This is a genomic window from Lysinibacillus sp. FSL K6-1151, from assembly GCF_038630755.1.
Lineage (GTDB): Bacteria > Bacillota > Bacilli > Bacillales_A > Planococcaceae > Lysinibacillus > Lysinibacillus fusiformis_D.
The window spans coordinates 2,736,350-2,757,634 of the sequence record NZ_CP152040.1 but is presented as its reverse complement, the minus strand read 5'-3'; the positions used below and the strand labels follow the sequence as shown (position 1 = coordinate 2,757,634).

Annotated in this window: 13 protein-coding genes and 1 pseudogene; 12 read left to right on the top strand and 2 right to left on the bottom strand. The window is 37.7% G+C overall.

The window, feature by feature from the left end; genetic code table 11:
• The first annotated feature begins 420 nt into the window (after positions 1-420).
• From ilvB to MHI04_RS13245, 7 genes are all read left to right on the top strand, one after another.
• On the top strand, positions 421-2,187 hold the full coding sequence (gene ilvB, locus MHI04_RS13275; protein ID WP_058844541.1) for a biosynthetic-type acetolactate synthase large subunit: 1,767 nt from the start codon (positions 421-423) through the stop codon (positions 2,185-2,187).
• Positions 2,184-2,699 (top strand): acetolactate synthase small subunit, encoded by a 516-nt coding sequence (gene ilvN / locus MHI04_RS13270; RefSeq protein ID WP_036123293.1) that lies wholly within the window; start codon positions 2,184-2,186, stop codon positions 2,697-2,699. Before ilvB ends, ilvN begins: the two co-directional genes overlap by 4 nt.
• Positions 2,700-2,784: 85 nt before the next feature.
• Positions 2,785-3,819, top strand: coding sequence for a ketol-acid reductoisomerase (ilvC, locus tag MHI04_RS13265; RefSeq protein ID WP_036123296.1), 1,035 nt, complete (start codon positions 2,785-2,787; stop codon positions 3,817-3,819).
• A gap of 368 nt (positions 3,820-4,187) precedes the next feature.
• Positions 4,188-5,288 carry a 3-isopropylmalate dehydrogenase gene (gene leuB, locus MHI04_RS13260; RefSeq protein ID WP_036123302.1) on the top strand — a complete coding sequence of 367 codons (1,101 nt, stop codon included), beginning with the start codon at positions 4,188-4,190 and terminating at the stop codon, positions 5,286-5,288.
• 17 nt (positions 5,289-5,305) lie between these two features.
• A complete protein-coding gene (leuC, locus tag MHI04_RS13255; RefSeq protein ID WP_058844542.1) occupies positions 5,306-6,715 on the top strand; it encodes a 3-isopropylmalate dehydratase large subunit in 1,410 nt (469 codons plus the stop codon).
• A gap of 31 nt (positions 6,716-6,746) precedes the next feature.
• Positions 6,747-7,337 carry a 3-isopropylmalate dehydratase small subunit gene (gene leuD, locus MHI04_RS13250; protein WP_058844543.1) on the top strand — a complete coding sequence of 197 codons (591 nt, stop codon included), beginning with the start codon at positions 6,747-6,749 and terminating at the stop codon, positions 7,335-7,337.
• 506 nt (positions 7,338-7,843) lie between these two features.
• Positions 7,844-11,071, top strand: a complete 3,228-nt coding sequence (locus tag MHI04_RS13245; protein WP_342534917.1) for a collagenase — start codon at positions 7,844-7,846, stop codon at positions 11,069-11,071.
• Positions 11,072-11,209: 138 nt separating this feature from the next.
• On the opposite strand, the gene MHI04_RS13240 is transcribed toward MHI04_RS13245, so the two are convergent.
• Positions 11,210-12,922 (bottom strand): methyl-accepting chemotaxis protein, encoded by a 1,713-nt coding sequence (locus tag MHI04_RS13240; RefSeq protein ID WP_342534916.1) that lies wholly within the window; start codon positions 12,920-12,922, stop codon positions 11,210-11,212.
• A 588-nt stretch (positions 12,923-13,510) separates the two neighbouring features.
• On the opposite strand from MHI04_RS13240, the pseudogene tnpA reads away from it, so the two are divergent.
• Positions 13,511-13,986: pseudogene (tnpA, locus tag MHI04_RS13235) on the top strand (IS200/IS605 family transposase).
• A gap of 376 nt (positions 13,987-14,362) precedes the next feature.
• Here the strand turns inward: tnpA and MHI04_RS13230 are convergent.
• Positions 14,363-15,571: an MFS transporter gene (locus MHI04_RS13230; RefSeq protein ID WP_342534915.1), complete on the bottom strand. Its 1,209-nt coding sequence runs from the start codon at positions 15,569-15,571 to the stop codon at positions 14,363-14,365.
• 236 nt (positions 15,572-15,807) lie between these two features.
• Between MHI04_RS13230 and MHI04_RS13225 the strand changes: the two genes are divergently transcribed.
• From MHI04_RS13225 to MHI04_RS13210, 4 genes are all read left to right on the top strand, one after another.
• A complete protein-coding gene (locus MHI04_RS13225) occupies positions 15,808-16,248 on the top strand; it encodes an Lrp/AsnC family transcriptional regulator (RefSeq protein ID WP_036128330.1) in 441 nt (146 codons plus the stop codon).
• Positions 16,249-16,492: 244 nt separating this feature from the next.
• Positions 16,493-17,377, top strand: a complete 885-nt coding sequence (gene rbsK, locus MHI04_RS13220; protein ID WP_342503688.1) for a ribokinase — start codon at positions 16,493-16,495, stop codon at positions 17,375-17,377.
• A 287-nt stretch (positions 17,378-17,664) separates the two neighbouring features.
• Positions 17,665-19,515 (top strand): dynamin family protein, encoded by a 1,851-nt coding sequence (locus MHI04_RS13215; RefSeq protein ID WP_342534914.1) that lies wholly within the window; start codon positions 17,665-17,667, stop codon positions 19,513-19,515.
• 490 nt (positions 19,516-20,005) lie between these two features.
• Positions 20,006-21,226: an RNA-splicing ligase RtcB gene (locus MHI04_RS13210; protein ID WP_036128319.1), complete on the top strand. Its 1,221-nt coding sequence runs from the start codon at positions 20,006-20,008 to the stop codon at positions 21,224-21,226.
• The last annotated feature ends 59 nt before the right edge of the window (positions 21,227-21,285 follow it).

The window sequence follows — 21,285 nt, the reverse complement described above, 5'->3', positions numbered from 1 at the left end:
CCGGTCGTGCTGGAAGCCGGCGATACAACTAGATCCGACATCCCCTCGGAGTGGGCTATTAAACGTGTTTACACCATTAGATAGCTCCGGGCATAGTCGAAAGTGCTCGTTATTAATGAATAAATGTTTTATGACACCCTATTGGATGTGAAATTTTTTGCATAGGTGTATAAATGCAGTCATTTATTCGCGAGGTAGCAATTATTTGCTATAAAAAAGGGTGGTACCATGGAAAGTCTTTTTCATCCCTACGTAAGGTAGTTCTTTGCGTGTGGAGAAAAGGGCTTTTTTATTATTTTCACGACGTAATGAGCAAACTCTCAATGAAAAGGAAGAGAGGTAGACTTACCAGCTAGTGGTACTTTACTAATCTAGAACACTGATGTATGACTTTGAAAGAAATGAAGGAGGCATAAATTGATGAGTGCGAATGTTTCAATCAATGAACAAGAACAATTAGCAACAACAGCAACGGCTGAACAAACCTATCAAGCGAAGGACGGTGCAGATGTTTTAGTGCAGGCTTTGCATGATCAAGGTGTTGAAATCATCTTTGGCTATCCAGGTGGAGCCGTATTACAAATCTATGATGCGATGTATAAAAATCCGATTCGCCATATTTTAACAAGACATGAACAGGGGGCTATTCATGCGGCTGAAGGCTATGCACGTGTCTCAGGTAAAACAGGCGTTGTCATTGCCACAAGTGGACCTGGTGCAACAAACCTCGTAACAGGTATTGCGGATGCCATGATTGATTCCATCCCATTAGTTGTCTTCACAGGTCAGGTTGCTACATCTGTCATTGGAACAGATGCTTTCCAAGAAGCTGATATCATGGGGATTACGACACCAATCACAAAGCACAATTACCAAGTGCAGGATGTCAATGACATTCCACGTATTGTGAAGGAAGCATTCCATATTGCAAGCACTGGACGTAAGGGACCAGTGGTTGTGGACTTTCCAAAAAACGTTTCACAAATGTTGTTTGATGTAGAGAATCCACCACAAGCACCAGATGAAATTTATTTACCAGGCTATCAACCAACCTATAAACCAAACTATTTACAAATTCAAAAGGCGATCCAAGCAATTTCTTTGGCAAAAAATCCAGTTATTTTAGCTGGTGCAGGTGTTCTTTTTGCTGACGCACGTGAGGAATTAACGGCCTTTGCTGAAAAATACCGTATCCCCGTAACGAATACATTGCTAGGGCTAGGCTCCATTCATGGGGAACATGATTTATTCCTTGGAATGGCAGGAATGCACGGTACGGTTACAGCAAATACAGCCATCACAAAAACAGATTTACTACTCAATATCGGTGCACGTTTTGATGATCGTTTAACAGGAAATTTAGCCACATTTGCACCAAATGCAACGATTATCCATATCGATATTGACCCTGCTGAAATTGGTAAAAACGTACCGACAGATATTCCGATTGTTGCGGATGCAAAAGAGGCGTTAAAGGCATTGTTGAAAAAGGATTTCGAAGGTCCTGATACAGCAGACTGGCTAGCCTTTTTAAATAATCATGCGAATGAATACCCATTGTGGTATTGCAAAGATGCCAATACGCAAGAAATCTTACCACAAGAGGCATTGCAATTAGTGCACAAGATTACAGAGGGTGATGCCATTGTAACGACAGATGTAGGGCAGCATCAAATGTGGGCAGCACAATACTACCATTTAAATAATGATCATGCATGGGTAACGTCTGGTGGACTTGGTACGATGGGCTTCGGCTTCCCGGCCGCAATTGGGGCTCAGTTTGCGAAGCCAGACAAAAAAGTTATTTCGATTGTAGGAGATGCTGGATTCCAAATGACGGCACAGGAGCTATCTATTCTACAGGAATTTAACTTACCAGTAAAAATAGTGATTTTGAATAATAGTTGTCTTGGAATGGTGCGCCAATGGCAACAAACATTCTATGAAGAACGTTATTCATCGTCGCTGATGCCAATCCAACCAGATTTTGTTAAATTAGCGGATGCCTATAATATTAAAGGCTATCGTATTAACACAATCGATGAGGCGGAGAATATTTTCCGTGAGGCACTACTTTCTGATGAGCCAGTATTAATTGATTGTCGAGTGAAACAGCTTGAATGTGTTTACCCAATGGTAGCACCAGGCAAAGGCTTACATGAAATGATTGGGGTGAAAAAGAATTGAAACGAGTAATTACTGTAACTGTGATTAACCAAAGTGGTGTATTAAACCGATTGACAGGTTTGTTGATGAAGCGACAGTTCAATATTGAATCGATTACAGTAGGGCATACTGAACAACCAAATTTTTCTAAGATGACCTTTGTTGTCAATGTTGAGGATGAACGCAAAATCGAGCAGCTAGTAAAACAATTATCCAAGCAAATTGATGTGTTAAAAGTCAATGATATTACCGACAAATCAATTGTTCTGCGAGAGCTGGCGCTAGTAAAGGTTATTTCACCACCAAATCTACGCTTGGAAATGAATTCGATTGTTGAACCATTTCGTGCACAAATTATTGACACAGCCAAAAATGTTGTGACGTATCAAGTAGTAGGGCACCCAGAAAAGATTGATGCCTTTATCGAACTCATTCGACCATATGGCATTAAAGAACTGACACGTACAGGAGCCACTGCCTCTGTGCGTGAAACGCAAAAAATCTCAAACCCACAGCTCTCTATTTTAAAATAGTTTGCATATAAAATTGATAGCTTTATTGAAACAGCAAGTTGCTAAAGCTATGAAAACCAAACCAAATTCTAGGAGGAAATAAACTATGGCTACAATGTACTATGAACAAAACATCAACGAGGACGTATTAAAAGGAAAAAAAATCGCTATTATCGGTTACGGCTCACAAGGTCATGCACATGCACTAAACCTTAAAGAATCAGGCTTTGACGTAGTAGTTGGGGTTCGCCCAGGTGGATCATTCGATGCTGCGAAAGCTGATGGTATTGACGTGAAAACTGTGGCTGAGGCTGCACAAGAAGCAGATGTGATTCAAATTTTATTACCAGATGAGCGTCAAAAAGCCGTTTATGAAGCAGAAATTGCACCATATTTACAAGCTGGTAAAGCACTGATGTTTGCGCATGGATTCAATATCCATTTTGGTCAAATTACACCACCAGCAGATGTTGACGTATTTTTAGTAGCACCAAAAGGACCAGGACATTTAGTTCGTCGTCAATTCCAAGAAGGTGCTGGTGTACCAGGTCTATTCGCTATCCATCAAGATGCTACTGGGCAAGCAAAAGATTTAGCACTTGCTTATGGGAAAGGAATTGGTGCTGCGCGAGGTGGTTTACTTGAAACAACATTCAAAGAAGAAACAGAGACAGATTTATTCGGTGAACAAGCGGTACTTTGTGGTGGTGCAACACAGCTAGTAAGAGCAGGTTTCGAAACGTTAGTAGAAGCTGGCTACCAACCAGAACTAGCTTACTTTGAAACGCTACATGAACTTAAATTAATTGTAGACCTAATGTTTGAAGGTGGTATGGCTACAATGCGCTACTCGGTATCTGATACAGCAGAGTGGGGAGATTATGTGGCAGGACCACGCATTATTGATGAAACTGTAAAGGCTCGTATGAAAGACGTGTTAACAGATATCCAAGATGGCACATTTGCACGTCGTTGGATTCAAGAAAATGAAAATGGTCGTCCAGAATATACAAAATTCAAGGAAGCTGGTGCGAACCACCAAATCGAAGAAGTTGGCGCGAAATTACGTGCTATGATGCCATTCATCAACGAAGGGAAAGAAAAAGTTGTGCGAGAAGTAGCGGCAAGTGCGAAAAATTAATATTTTCGATACTGCGCTTCACAATGGTGAACAATTGGCTGAGATCTACTTAACCGCAGCTGAAAATTTACTATGAGGATATATCGACTACCGGCCGTAACTCCTCTCAAGATGTTTAGAAGCTGCTATTAAATGCCATTAACCGTCATTTAATAACAGGCCTTCGGGAGCACATCCTGTATAGGTTTTAAAGGTAGTGAATCGTATGACATACCATTCACAAGTCGGATGCAATGATGATATGGCGTATTGTATCCATTCACAAAAAATTACGCGTAGACGTAATGAATGCGCCCACCTAATTCAATGGTAGGTGGGCGTCTTTACTAAATTAGCGAATGCGCTATACAAAGAAAGGTGTTTTGATGATGGAGAGAAAAATTACAGTACTTCCTGGTGATGGGATTGGCCCTGAGGTTGTTGCTTCTGCTGTACGTGTATTACAAGTGATTGGTAAACGATTTAATCATACTTTTCATTTAGGGTATGCAACAATTGGAGGTGCTGCTATCGACCAGCATAATAATCCACTACCAGAAGAAACAATCGAGATGTGTGAAAATAGTGATGCGATTTTATTAGGTGCTGTAGGTGGTCCAAAGTGGGATCAGAATCCACCTGAATTACGCCCGGAAAAAGGGTTATTGCGAATTCGCAAACACTTCGATCTTTTTGCAAATCTACGTCCAGTAAAGGCGTTCCCGAGTTTACTAGATGCTTCACCACTGAAACGTGAAGTAGCTGAAAACGTTGATTTAATGATTGTCCGTGAACTAACAGGCGGCGTATACTTCGGGGAACCACGTATGCGTACTGAAAATGGCGCAATTGATACAACGGTCTACTCAAAAGCAGAAGTGGAACGTATTGTTGAAAATGCCTTTGAGCTAGCACGTTTACGTGGCGGCAAATTATGCTCTGTTGATAAGGCGAATGTGCTTGAAACAAGTCGCTTATGGCGAGAAGTCGTAGAAGCTAAGAAAAAAGATTATCCAGATGTGATCGTGGAACATAATCTAGTAGACTCTGTGGCGATGAAACTTATTACAAACCCAGGACACTATGATGTTGTAGTCACTGAAAATATGTTCGGTGATATTTTAAGCGATGAAGCTTCTGTCATTACTGGCTCTTTAGGTGTATTACCATCAGCATCTATCCGTGGCGATAATTTTGGCTTATATGAACCAGTACATGGGTCAGCACCAGAAATTGCAGGGCAAGGAGTCGCAAACCCTGCAGCAACCATTCTTTCTGTCGCTATGATGCTGCAATATTCATTTGGTTTAACAGAAGAGGCAGCAGAAATTGAGCGTGCTGTTAGTGCGGTATTTGATGATGGTTACTTTACAGCAGATCTAGCCCGTGATGGCAATCGTATTCTTTCGACAAATGAATGGACAGATAAAGTAATTAATGAAATTGATACTAGCTTTGTTTCACAAAGCATTATGACAACATATATTTAAAGAAATAGGTGAAGACAATGGGTAAAAATATAATTGAAAAGATTTGGGATAAACATGTAGTTTATCAGGAAGAGGGCAAACCGGACCTGTTATATATTGATCTTCATTTAATTCATGAAGTAACATCTCCGCAAGCTTTTGAAGGGCTACGTTTGAATGGACGTAAAGTGCGTCGTCCTGATTTAAGCTTTGCGACAATGGATCATAATGTACCAACGAAAAATTTACAGACTATCCATGATCCCATTGCACGCAATCAAATCGAAACATTGGCTAAAAATGCTGAAGAATTTGGCGTTGAGCTAGCAGGGATGGGTCACCCTGACCAAGGCATTGTACATGTTATCGGGCCTGAGCTAGGGCTAACACAGCCAGGTAAAACAATTGTCTGCGGTGACTCACATACATCCACTCACGGTGCCTTTGGGGCAATTGCTTTTGGGATTGGTACATCAGAGGTAGAGCATGTATTATCGACGCAAACATTATGGCAAAATAAGCCGAAGACGATGGAAATTCGTGTTGAAGGGGAGCTACAAGTTGGCGTAGCAGCTAAAGATATTATTTTAGCCATTATTGCGAAGTTCGGCATTGGCGTTGGTACAGGACATATTGTGGAGTTCACTGGAGAGGCAATCCACAAATTATCAATGGAAGAACGTATGACGATTTGTAATATGTCGATTGAGGCAGGAGCAAAAGCAGGGCTCATCTCACCTGACCAAACAACCGTCGATTATATTCGTGGTCGCAAATATGCACCCCAAGGTGAAAAATTAGAGGAAGCAGCTGCTTATTGGCTAAGCCTTGCCTCAGACGAGGATGCTACGTACGATACAGTTCGTATCATACAAGCAGAAGAAATTGAACCTATCATTACATGGGGTACCAATCCCTCGATGGGTACGGGTGTTTCAGGATATGTGCCTACACAGGCAGATTACGAGGATGACTCTGATAAGGCGGCACTTCAAAAAGCGCTTGCTTATATGGGCTTAGAGGAAGGGCAATCCTTAACATCCATTGACATCCAGCATGTCTTTATTGGCTCCTGTACAAATTCACGAATTAGTGATTTACGTGCGGCAGCTAATATCATCAAAGGACGCAAGGTGCACGATAAGGTCACAGCGATCGTTGTGCCAGGGTCACATACTACGAAAAAGCAAGCGGAGGCAGAAGGTTTGGATAAAATCTTTATGGAAGCTGGCTTTGAATGGCGGGAGTCAGGTTGCTCCATGTGTTTAGCCATGAATGATGATGTCGTACCAGCTGGTGAACGCTGTGCTTCTACATCTAACCGCAACTTTGAAGGACGTCAGGGCGCGGGTTCTCGTACACATTTAGTATCACCACCAATGGCAGCAGCCGCTGCGATTGCAGGTCATTTTGTTGATGTGCGTGAATTTGTCAAGGAAACTGTGTAAATCTTGCTTTACACGGAAGGGATGAGTAAAAATGGAACCAATTAATATCGTCAATAGTGTCATCACACCACTTGATCGTAAAAATGTCGATACAGATCAAATTATTTCAAAGGAATTTCTAAAACGCATTGAGCGCACAGGTTTTGGGCAGTATTTATTTTATCACTGGCGCTATGATGCGCAAGGCAATGAAGTAACAGACTTCGTATTAAATAAACCTGAATTTAAAGCATCAAAAATTCTAGTAGCACAAGATAATTTCGGCTGTGGCTCATCTCGTGAGCATGCACCATGGGCCATTTTAGATTATGGTTTTAATGTAGTAATAGCACCTTCCTTTGCAGATATCTTCCATAATAATTGCTTTAAAAATGGAATTTTACCTATTAAGCTAACAGAAGCCGAATGCGATAATATTCTGGCTAAAGGTTTGGCAAAGCCGTACACAATGGAAGTAAATCTGGCAGAGCAAACTGTAACGGGTGAAGATGGTACAGTGTATCAATTCTCGATTGATCCGTATTATAAGGAAACGTTACTCAATGGCTGGGATGAAATCGCCTTAACCTTTAAATACGAAGACCATATTGCTGCCTATGAAGCAAAGCGGATAGCCTATTAACTTGATAGACTGAAGACAACTTTATGTTGTCTTCAGTTTTTTCTTTTACAGTGAAATAAAGTAAAGCTGTTGATTTCCACTACTGATGGATCAATTAGCACCCAAAGATCATTTAGTATGAAAACTAGAGACTGCTATTGATTTCGTTTATTTATCTAGTAGAAAACCTCTCTTCAGCCTAACATCCAAGTATTAATCCCTTCATTCTCATGTCGTAAATGTTCGGCTTCCTCCACAGACGATTCCCAAATATGATGTTGAATGAGTTTCTGGTGATTTGTCTATTAAAGAAATGTTTAGCTTCCCCATACTCATATATAAATGGAAGGTACTAAGTTCTATGGTCTAATTGTGTCTTAGTGTTCAAATTATAAAAGAAAAAATTCCTAAATATAACATTATCTATTGATATTTTTACATAATATGTTATTTTAAAATAGGTAATATAGTACCAAATAATAAATATATTACCAAATAAGTAATGTAGTACTATAGGAGGACTTATTATGAAGAAAAAATTTAAATTCAATCAAGTGTTAATTGGGATTAGCACAATGGCACTGTCGTTAGGAGGGTTACAAGCAGAAGCATCAGCAGCAGAAAAAACGCCCTATAATGTATTACAAATGAAACCAATTGGCATAGAAACGTCGAAAGATGAAATTGTACACTCTACAAAGGCTGATGAAACATTATCATTTGATGAACGTTTGGAAATTGGAGATTTTTCGCAACTTCCAGCTCCAATTATAGAACAGGCTGATACGAAGCAATTGCAGGAAAAGTACTCGATGGCAGAGCTTAATAAAATGAACGATCGTGAGCTAATTGATACGCTAGGAAATATTCGGTGGTATCAAATAACAGACTTGTTCCAATTCAGTGAGGAAACAAAAGCTTTCTATCAAAATGAAGAACGCATGCAAGTGATTATTAATGAATTGGGGAAAAGAGGAAGTTCTTTTGCGAAAGATGATTCAAAGGGGATTGAAACATTTGTTGAGCTATTGCGTTCGGCTTTTTATGTAGCATTTTATAATAACGAACTAGGTTATTTAAACGAGAGAAGTTTCCAAGATAAGTGTTTACCAGCATTAAAAGAAATAGCTAAGAATCCGAACTTTAAACTAGGTACAGCTGAACAAGATAAAGTAGTATCTGCCTATGGGAAATTAATAGGTAATGCTTCTAGTGATGCGGAAACAGTTCAACTTGCTACGAAGATTTTAAAGCAGTATAACGAAAATCTCTCTACATTTGAAGACGAGTCGTCAAAAGGACAAGCTATATACGATGTAATACATGGCATTGATTATGACTTACAGTCGTATTTATATGATACTCGTAAAGAAGCTGATACGACGATGTGGTATGGCAAAATTGATAGCTTCATAAATGAAGTTAATAAAATTGCTCTTATACATAATGTGACAGATAACAATAGTTGGTTAATCAATAATGGCATTTATTATGCAGGGCGTTTAGGAGGCTTCCATAGTAATCCGAATAAAGGTTTAGAAGTTGTTACACAAGCGATGCAAATGTATCCATATTTGAGTGAAGCTTATTTTGTAGCAGTAGAGCAAATTACTACAAATTATGGTGGAAAAGACTATAGTGGAAAGACAGTAGATTTACAGCAAGTACGTGAAGAAGGAAAGGAGCAGTATCTACCGAAAACATATACATTTGATGATGGATCCATTGTATTTAAAACGGGAGATCAAGTAACAGAAGACAAAATTCAAAGATTATACTGGGCTGCAAAAGAAGTAAAAGCACAATATCATCGTGTAATTGGGAATGATAAAGCATTAGAACCAGGTAATGCTGACGATGTCTTAACAGTAGTTATTTATAACTCTCCAGATCAATATCGATTAAACCGTCAATTGTATGGATATGAAACAAATAATGGTGGTATTTATATTGAAGAGAATGGAACGTTCTTTACATATGAACGGACGCCAGAGCAAAGTATTTATAGTTTAGAAGAGTTGTTCCGTCATGAATATACACATTATTTACAGGGTAGGTATGAGGTTCCAGGTTTATTCGGAACAGGTGATATGTACCAAAACGAGCGACTAACATGGTTCCAGGAAGGAAATGCAGAATTTTTCGCAGGATCAACGCGTACAAATGACATTGTTCCACGTAAGAGTATTATTAGTGGCTTATCAGAGGATCCATCACAACGCTATACAGCTGAACAAACAATGTTTGCAAAATATGGATCATGGGATTTTTATAACTATTCATTTGCATTGCAGTCTTATATGTATAATCACCAATTTGATACATTTGATAGGATTCAAGATTTAATTCGAGCGAACGATGTGAAAAATTATGATGCGTATCGTGACACTTTAAGTAAAGATCCACAACTAAATGCGGAATACCAAGCCTATATGCAGCAATTGATTGATAATCAAGAAAAATACGAGGTACCACAAGTATCAGAAGATTATTTAGTGCAACATCAACCAAAAGCGTTAGACGAAGTGGAGCAAGAAATTGTCGATATTGCTAACATGAAAAATGGAAATATGACAAAACATAAATCTCAATTTTTTAATACATTTACACTCGAAGGCACGTATATAGGTAGTGAAACACAAGGTGAATCTCAAGATTGGAAAACGATGAGTAAGCAAGTGAACCAAGTATTGGAGCAACTGTCGCAAAAAGAATGGAGCGGCTATAAAACAACGACAGCGTATTTTGTAAACTACCGTGTGAATGCAGCAAACCAGTTTGTATATGATGTTGTTTTCCATGGCATTGCAACGGATGAGGGAGAAAATCAAGCGCCTTTTGTAAATATAAATGGTCCATATACTGGAATCAAAAATGAAAAAATCCAGTTCAAAAGCGATGGTTCAAAAGATCACAATGGAGATATCGTTTCTTATCTTTGGGATTTTGGTGATGGAAAAACAAGTGAAGAGGCAAACCCTATTCATGTATATGAAGCTGAAGGAACATATAATGTGATATTAACAGTGCAAAATGATAAGGGAATAGCAAGTAAAGCTAAAACAATTGTAACTGTACAGAAAGGGGAGCAAACAGAGAATAATCATCCAGAAGAAGCGACTATCATTCCATTTAATATGCCTCTAAAAGGTAGTTTGATTGATAAGGATACGAATGTATATCAATTCGATATTACATCTCCAGAAGAAATAGATATTTCTGTTGTAAATGAAAATCAAATTGGCATGACATGGGTGCTTTATCATGAGTCTGATATGCAAAATTACACTTCCTATGGGCAGGAAGATGGAAATATTATAAAAGGAAAATTGAATGCAAAACCAGGAAAATATTATTTATATATTTATAAATTTGATAATGAAAACGGGACATATACAGTAAATGTACGGAATGGAGCGCAAACAGAGATAGAACCAAATAATCATCCCGAAGAAGCGACTATAATGCCATTTAATATGCCAATAAAAGGTAGCTTGCTTGATGATGATAATACGGATATATATCAATTCGATGTTACATCTCCAAAAGAAATAGATATTTCTGTCGTAAATGAAAATCAAATTGGCATGACATGGGTACTTTATCATGAGTCTGATATGCAAAATTACACTTCCTATGGACAGGAAGATGGAAGTATTATAAAAGGAAAATTAAATGCAAAACCAGGAAAATATTATTTATATATTTATAAATTTGATAATGAAAATGGAACATATACTGTTAATGTACACTAATACTATTTTTTAAGATAAACGAAAATTCTTGTTTTTAGTGTGACGAGTAGCATTGAAAACTAAATAGTGTACGTAAGACATTCCTAGTTTAAAAAGCCCAATTTCTCTGTAATTAAATAGAGAAATTGGGCTTTGTTCTTACAATCGAGTTGAGTTTGTTTGAATCGTAAATTTTGAGACATTTTCCTGCATTTTATTAGCTAACTTTGCTAATTCTTCACTGGAATTGGCAATTTCATAAATGGAGTTTGTTTGATTTTGTAAATATGCGGCTGCTTCTTCCGTACCAGCTGCATTTTCTTCCGATATGGCAGATAAGTTTTGTAGAATATCTATTACTTCGTCCTTCTTTTCACCCATATTATTGCCTAAGTTATATAATTCCTCAATGACCGTTTTTATTTTTTCAATAGAGTTTGCAACATCTTCAAACTTGCCATTCGTAGTATTAACACTTGTAGCTTGAGAATTGACAATATGATTCACTTCTTGGATAGTCTGAACAGCTTGTCCAGTTTTTGCTGTTAAGTCTCCTATAACAGTGGCAATTTCCTTAGTGAATTGATTTGATTGCTCCGCCAATTTTCGTATTTTGTCCGCAACAACTGCAAACCCTTTTCCAGCTTCGCCAGCTCTAGATGCTTCAATAGCCGCATTTAAAGCTAATAAATTCGTTTGTTCCGAAATGGTTCTTATCATCTGGCTTGCATTTTGAATTTTCCCAGAGCTTTCGTTTGTCGTGAGAATGATGTCATAAATTTCTTTTGCTGCCTTATTATTTTCTTCTGTTTTAGCAACAAGCTCTTTTAATATGAGTAAGCTTTCATCTTTAATATGGCTTACTTCATCGACAAATAGATTCAGATTTTCTAAATGATCCTGATTACTTTCAATTAATTCTCCTAGCTCTCCAATACTTGCAGTCCCGTATTCGGTATCTTTTGCTTGTTCCACAGCTCCCTTAGCAATGTCTTCAACAGCAGATGATAAATCCTTTGAAGACTCTAAAGAAGTACTGGTTGCATCTCGCAGTTCTTCAGATGATGCAGTAACCTTATTCGAAGTTAGACTGATTTCATTAAGTAAATCAACAAAGTGATTTTGCATCTCATTTAAAGCATATGTAAGCTTACCTACTTCATCGTTTCTAGTTGTATATTTTGGGGGGATTAACTCAGTGAATTCTCCTTTTCCCATGTCATTGCATTTATCAACTGCTAACAGTAAAGGTTTGAACATTTTATTTAAAATAAAAATCATTAAAATAATGAATAAAATACAGCCAACAGCAACTGTAATAATTTCCTTTAGTAAAATGGCATTCGTAACTTTTGTGATGTCACCCTCGAAAATACCTACATCCATAGATCCGTAAAGCGTATTATTTATATAAATCGGTACCATTATATCGAACGTCCAACTTTTCTGAACATCCGCATAAAATCTACTAGTCATCGTTTTCCCATTTTTCGCTCCATCTACAGAGTAGGAATCATCTTCATAGTTTTTACCTATTTTCTCCTTATCACTATGGGCAATTGCCGTAACATTTTTATCAATGACAACTGCATAAGCAATTCCATTTTGTTGTACTTTGTTTTCAACGAAATTTTGCAGTTCCACTGTAGGATTAGAGTTAGAAACTAGAATATTCTCCACTTGACGTGCAATTTCATCGACCTGCTGTATACTCTTTTCTAATAAAGCATCTGAAACATTTTCTTTAACTGTCTTAATATTTAAATAGGAACTGATGCTGATAATCGAAATAAACAGTAAAAGTGATATTCCAATAATACGATTTTTTAAGCTTCCTTTTCTGACTCTACCATTTTTCTGCTGTTGACCCATAGACACTTACCACCTTCTTTTTATTATCTCTATTTTAAAATTAATTATAGTACTTTAGTTGTAGTTAATCAATATGATTTAGAACAAGGGTATTACTATAGCTTTTTCATTTTCATTGTTTTAAAAATATTACCTTAGTTGGTGAACTTCCTTATTTTCTAGGTTTTGTTAGCTGTTCATTTTCGTATTTGAAAAAGGCTTACCGCAAACCCTCTTATATCAACTATCTCTTGAAAATTTAACATATGGACAAATGAAGGAACGCTACTACAGGTGAGATGGTTTATGTTAAACATGGCAGGCAGCTTAAAAGAATTTTTATGCTTAAAGAGTATGTTTATTATGTAGTGAATGACCATTTTTAAACATAATGAAAAATGACAAAAGGAAGCGAGTATGAACTTCTCGCTTCCTTTTGTCGACAGTCTGAACAGTCTCCGAGAAATCGAAGCTGTTTTATTGTATCTTTTGAAAACCCCTTGCTATGCGAGGGGTTCTAAAGAGCTTCTAGCTATGGACAAGAAAAAAACCCCAATCGTACAATGAATTCAGGTCTGGTCAACCGACTTCGTACGAAAGGAGATCCAAATGGATAATAAAAGTTTAGCACACGCAACATGGAATTGTAAGTATCACATTGTCTTTGCGCCAAAATATAGAAGGCAGATTATTTATGGACAAATCAAAGCAGACATAGGTAAAATTTTACGCCAGTTATGTGAAAAAAAGGAGTAGAAATTATAGAAGCAACAGCCTGCCCTGATCATATTCATATGTTGGTGAGTATTTCACCCAAACTAAGTGTTTCATCGTTTGTGGGATATTTGAAAGGGAAAAGTAGTTTAATGATATTCGATCGACATACGAACCTGAAATACAAATATGGAAATAGAAAGTTTTGGTGTTGAGGATATTATGTAGATATAGTGGGAAGAAACAGAAAAATCATTCAGGAATATATAAAAAATCAATTACAAGAGGATATTCTTGAGGATCAAATGACCATGAAAGAATTCATCGATCCTTTTACAGGAGAAGAAATAAAAGCAAACAAACGAAAATAATAAGACCACTTTAGTGGTAGCTTGAAAACGGAGTGCGGTTGGCAGACCATTCAGAATGTCTTTAGACATGGGCCAGTACCCCAGCGTTTCACGCGCAGAGCAAGAGGCTGGGACATAACTCATTTTATTGAGAAAAAGCAAAAAAAGAATGTTATTTTTGTGATTTATTAAAGTTTATGTGTTCTAATAACGCAAAAAAATGTTAGACCAAACTTGTAAATGGTCTAACATTTTTTCTTTTGTCCCAGCCGCTCTGATTAAATAGCAATACAATATAGCTTTGAAATAAAGTTGCAGTGTTTACAAAAAAAGATAAGATGTTTGAAATAAAGCCGCAACGAAATGGCTATGTGTTTCAAGGAATATCCTGATTTAATCATTGTTTTGTTTGAGGAAACCCAGAAACATTTGCGCGAAACGCTACTAGAAATCCAAGAAGAATGAGGATAAACATTACCCATGGAAAAGATACTACATCAAATGATTCCATCAGGATTGCTCCAATTGCACTCCCTCCACCGATAGCGAGGTTCCAAACAGTAACTAGCATTGATTGGGCAATAGCTGCACCTTTTTTAGCATTATCTGCTATTGCTGTTTGCGTAAGTGTTGCTGCTCCTCCAAAAGTTAAACCCCATAAAGCTACAGCAATGTAAATGATAGTAGGGTGACTAATTCCGATACCTAATAATAATGATGCCAATCCAAATCCGGCTAGACTCATTAACACTAAAGTACGTAGTATACGCTCAATGAATATACCAATAGCCCAAATTCCAACTAAAGATGCAATACCGAAAACGAGTAAAACCAAATCAACTCGTTGCGCAAGACCTGCTTCGGAGAGGTATGGTCCGATATAAGTATAAAGTATGTTATGAGAAAGTATCCAAACTAATACAACAAATAAAATCGGACGAACCCCAGGGGTAATGAAAACCTTGAGCAGGGTCATTCGCTTTTCAGATGTTTGCCCAGGAAAGTCAGGGATTTTCCAGATAATCCATAAAATCAATAATACTGCTAAGAGTGACATTATTCCGAAAACAGATCTCCAGCCAACAAGGGAACCGAGAAATGCCCCAGCAGGAACACCAAAAGCTAATGCAAGAGGAGTACCAATCATGGCCACTGCCATTGCCCTTCCCTTAAGTAACTCTGGCGCCATAAGTCGTGCATATCCCGCGCTCATTCCCCACAGGACGCCTGCCGTTACACCCGCAAAGAATCGAGCTATTATAGTTAAGGTAAAACTAGAAGAAAGGGCTGTAATAGTATTAAATACAAGGAACCCAATAATACATAAAAGCAGCAAGGGTTTCCTATGCCACCCTTGTGTTGCAGTGGTTATAGGAATAGCTGCAATTAGTGAGCCAAGAGCATAAGCTGTAATAAGTTGACCTGCAAGAGATTCGGACACAGCGAGTCCTTCACTTATCTGTATTAATAAACCAGCTGGTATAGTTTCGGTAAGGATACATATGAACCCTGCCATAGCTAGTGCAATTAAACCGGCCCAAGGGAGACGTTCTGAAGGTATTGCAACAGATTTTTCATTTTGTTTAGTTAAATCATTATTATTCATTTATAAAAGACCTCCTGATTAGTTGATAGAATTAATTATACTAATGTCATTTTTGATTTTACATTTGATAATAAAGGTATTATTGTGTATTTAGCTATAAAATTAATGTATTTTGATGATATTGCATTTGAAGTATAATATAATAATGTAGGAGGCATAGACACCTTCCAATAGGATTAGTTAAATTAGCTATTAATTGTGAAATGTCAGTATCGTATAAATGAAGGGGTGCTTAAATGGATAGTATTGATGCAGATATACTAATGCGTTTACAATCAGATGCTCGGTTGTCAATGACTTCCCTTGGAAAACTAATAGGATTATCTCAACCAGCAATAACAGAGAGGGTAAAAAGACTAGAAGAACAAGAAGTGATTAAGAGCTACAGAGCTATAGTTTCGAATGAAAAAGTTGGGAAATCCACTGTTGCGTTTGTCCTTTTCCGGACTACAAAGTGCAATAATTTCGTTGATTATTGTAAGCAGGCCTCACAAGTAGTAGAGTGTCACCGAATTAGCGGAGAATACAATTATTTGATTAAAGTAGTAGTTGAATCAACAAAGGAACTTGAATTATTTGAAAATGATAGTATGAAGTATGGCGATTCCACTACATTGATTTCCTTATCATCACCTATTGAAAACAAGTCATTGATACCAAATTTAAGTGTTGAGTAACAAGTAGAGAGGCTTTTCAATTTTTCCAGGGTGCTCCAATAGAAAACTTAATGAACATGCAGGATTTCAAATGACTGCTGTTTCTGCTTATCAAGTGATTTCATTGGATATATTAGAAAAGTATCTAGATGATTTTTCGGTTTTTGCAAATATATTACTATAAAATTAGCTACTGAAATGAATACAATATTGTGTTCATTTCAGCTTTTTCTGCTAATCAAAAAGAAGAAAGGTAGTGAAATTGATGATTACAGTGATCGGAAGTTTAAATATGGATTTAGTTGTACACATGGATACTTTTCCAAAACAAGGGGAAACCATTCTGGGCAATGCATTTCAAACGGTCCCTGGAGGAAAAGGGGCTAATCAAGCAGTTGCGGCAGCTCGTCTTGGCAGTGAAGTGGCAATGATTGGTTGTGTAGGTGAGGATTATTTTGGTAAGGCATTACAAGCCACTTTACAGCAGCAGCAGATTCAGACAGATGCGATTGTAACTAGTACTTCTTCTCCTACAGGTATTGCCAATATTCTTCTTTACAATGACGATAATCGAATCGTTGTTGTACCTGGAGCAAACTATGCGTTATCCCCATCTCACCTTGAAGCTTCTAAGGAATTGATACAAAAAAGTCAAATGGTAATCATACAGCTTGAAATCCCAAAGGAGACGACAGCCTACGCCATTCAATTATGTAAAGAAGCAGGTGTTTCTGTCCTATTAAATCCTGCACCAGCAGCCAATTTTGATATGCAATGGATGGAGGATATTAGCTATTTAACGCCAAATGAAACAGAATGTGCTGAAATTTTTAATGAGCCGTTCGAGCAGCTTTTAAAAAAGTATCCTAATAAAATAATTTTGACACGAGGTAGTGATGGTGCATGTTATTTCGATGGCTCCTATCCAATCCATGTACCAGGCTATATGACGACAGCTGTGGATACAACTGGAGCAGGAGATACGTTTAATGGGGCATTAGCCTATGCTTTAGTAGAGGGACAATCGTTGGATGAGGCCGTATACTTCGCCAATATTGCTGCTTCCTTGTCTGTAGAAAAATTTGGTGCACAAGGCGGCATGCCAACACTTGGCGCTGTTTACGCTCGGATGGCTGGAGTAGAGGAATAGACTTCATTTAGGAGAAAGGTCATTGCAATAGAAAAACAGAGGTAAATAAAAATGATAATACCTCATACTTCTATTAAAATTAGTAGAATTCAGAGGGGTACGCTGTTCCCTTTAGTCCGAGTAACCGCTCATATATGGAGCAGACATCGAATAAGTATAAGGATGAATTCCTATTTACTATATAATCACATAAGTACATTGTCCTCTTTTCATCAATCCATGTATTAGAAAAGCCATGGTTTCCTTTATAATAGTTTTATAGATACATACGAAAAGAGGTTTTGAGGATGACGAACATTGACAACACGCCAATCGAATATACAACCTCAGCGAATAATATTTTGCCACAATTTGTTGATCACCTGCGACATTTGTATGGCATCATTGTGCAAAATACATATGTGAAAGATACAGCGAAACATTTAAATCGGATTATTCAAGATGCCAATAACCAAACGATGATCTTAGTAGTCGGAAAAGAGCGAGTGGGCAAAACGACACTTGTCAATGGGCTTCTTGGACGTGAAATATTATCAGTTGATGATCAGCATCCAACAGGTGTAAATACATTTATACGCTATGGTGAACAAGAAGAGATTAAAGCCTATTTTTTAGATGGCGTTGTAGCTATATTTGATATGAGTAAACTAGAGCTACTGACAACTGGTGATACGTTTGCCTCTCAGATTTTACGGGAACATTTAGATTATCTTGAAGTCTATTTGAAAAATGATTTATTAAAATCGGTAACTATTATCGATTCTGTCTCATTAGAAGCAGGTGGAGGCGAAATGGCTTATTTCTCAGAAGCGCTTATGAACCGTGTCGATGAAATTTTCTGGGTGCTGCGTGCGGGTTCTATGGCGATTGATGCCGAACTATTATTGATCGATGCATTAAAAAATAAAGGGGTAGAACCTTTATGTGTCATCAATGGCATTGATATCGATGAGCGTGCTACAGCATTTATGAGCTCAGAACAACAACGTATTGGTCATTTAATGAGTGATTTTGTAGCGGTTTCAGCAACCAATGCACTAGAAGCCAAACAAACGGACAACCAGGAGCTTTGGCAAAAAAGCCAGTACGATCATTTAATTGCCCACATCCATCGTGTGGCTGAAAATAGTGATAAAAAAACCTACGCCATCTTAATCCGCTTCTTGCAATGGCTTGAACGATTCCGCTTCGAATTAACTGTAATTCCACAACGTGATCCTTTTCAATCTGCTGTAGAGAATATTGAGAAATATGCAGGCGATACCCAATATGAATTTTCTCGCTATCAACGGGATTTAGCAATTGTTAAAGAATATGAGCAAGAATACGAGCAGGTAGCGAATACATTTAAACAAGTTCAAACATTATATCAGCTGTTACAAACGATCTCGCTACATGATTATTTACAGGATGATAAGGTGGAAGAGTTTACTGAAATGGCTGTGTATTACCAACAAATGTTACGGGAATATCGCAACATGCATAGTGAATATTCCCGTGAATATGAGCGCTTGGATGCGCAGCATAAAAAAATTCATGGCAAAGGGCTTATGAAAGCTATTTTTGGTCAGCATACACAAAATGAATTTTTCAAAGAGCGAGTTCAAAAATTAAATGAGCAGCAATTGGATTGTGTCGCTCAATATGACAAAGTACAGCAAGCGGAAGCCACTGTATTACAAATGATGCAAGGTATACAAGCCTATTTAGTGGATTTAGTGAAAGAGCGCATGCATCGTATTGAACAAAAAGTACAAGAATTAAATCAACAACGTGCAAAAGAGAAGCGCCAATTAAAGCGTTATGCTGAAAAGTTAAACGAATTTTCTTGCTTAATTGAAGCGCAGGGTTATATTAAAGAGCAGCTTCTACCATTTTTAATGAACGAGCAAATGCCGCTGAAAACGAAGGATCTTGAAATGCTAGAGGAAACTGTTCAGGCTATTCTAGCTATTGATTTATCCAACAAAGGCTTACTTGCACGAAGTCAAATGCATAATAAAATGGAAAGTATTGCAATACCTTTTGATGTGCAAGAAAAGTACGCACTACAAAGGCTTACGTTAAAAGAAGAAGATGTAAAATCAAACGATATACCAGAAATACCAAAGAAATTAGCTGTTCAGTATGAAGAATAAGCCTTCGCAAAACGTTCTAAAAGTATAATCTTTTAGAACGTTTCATGTTGTTGAGAACAGGTGATGTCAATGGCAGCAGCAGCCATTTTGAAAGGCGAGGGATTGATGTCCGTTCTGCTTGCGTCCTTTTCAGGAAGCGTTCGATGAGCCGCTTCACTCACCATGTGTAAAAGTATCTGTTTCTTATCTTTTATCCAAGCCCTAGTAAACAAAATAGCCCATTATTTGTATGATTAGAGAAAGGATAGTCTCTTATTTTCAATATGGAAAAATGATGAATGACAACACCCCTCCATAAAGAGTAGTGAATACCCTTCACTTTATTTGAAAACCTTTGCTAAAAAGAAACATTTTTATGGAGTGGAAAGCAAGTAGCCTGTAACGGAAACCCATTTTCACCTTTCACCAAAACGCTATGGATGGTTTTGTTTTTCAACACTATGAAACATTTCATTCCATTTTTACGTATAAATAGGAAGGAGGGATAGACATGATTGACATTAAAGGTCGTTACACAGAGGCCAAAATTTATGCACAAACAGCATTGCAAACTGCCATCGAGCAAATTCAAGAGCTGACAGATCAGGCTTTCATGGCAGGTACTAAGGTACGAATTATGCCAGATTACCATGCGGGGAAAGGTTGTGTTATTGGCACAACTATTCAATTACAGGGTCGTGTTGTACCAAATCTTGTCGGTGTAGATGTAGGCTGTGGTGTATTAGTCGCTCAATTAAATGTATCGACAGTGGATTATGAAAAGCTCGATACCATTATTCGAACACATATACCAAGTGGGCAGGACATTCATCAAGAAGTATCACCCAATCGACATTTTTTAGAGTTTGAAGGTAAACAATTTCGAGCAAGCGGCTTGAAAGATGACTATACCAATCTATCATTAGGGACACTTGGTGGAGGCAATCATTTCATTGAATTGGCAAAGGATGAAGACAATCACTACTATTTATTAATCCATACAGGTTCACGCTATGTAGGGGCAAAGGTTGCCAATTGGCATCAAAAGAGAGCTTATGAAAATTTACGTAGACAAGATTTGACTGAAAAGATAGTAGAGCTTAAGCAGCAAGGACGGGAACAGGAGATTCAAACGATGATTCAAGCCTATAAGGAACAACACCCGCCAGTTCCGAAAGATTTAGCCTATTTAGAAGGTGAAGCTTTCCATGACTATATTCACGATATGAAGATTGCACAGCAGTTTGCACGTATGAATCGTTGGACGATTGCAGAAACGATTGCTAAACAGATGGATTGGCATTTTGTAGATACCTTTGATACGATCCATAACTATATTGAGACAGAAACAATGACCCTTCGTAAGGGGGCTGTTCGTGCTAATAAAGGAGAAAAGCTTGTCATCCCTATGAATATGCGAGACGGTTCTCTTATTTGTATTGGGAAGGGCAATGCAGAATGGAATTATTCAGCACCGCATGGAGCAGGGCGCATGTTCTCACGTCGAGCGGCTAAAAAAGCGTTGAATATGGAAGATTTTAAAGACACGATGAAAGGGGTTTGGACAACATCTGTTAACGAAGAAACATTGGATGAGGCACCAATGGCCTATAAGCCAATGGCAGAAATTACAGCTGCTATTGGGGAAACAGTGGATATTGTAAAAGTTATTCAACCCGTCTACAATTTTAAAGCGAGTGAAGCAGCTAAGCCCTATGAACGAAAGGGCTAAACCAATAATTGGTCTTCCCTATTACCATTATGCTATAAATGGTATAATATAGCTTTACA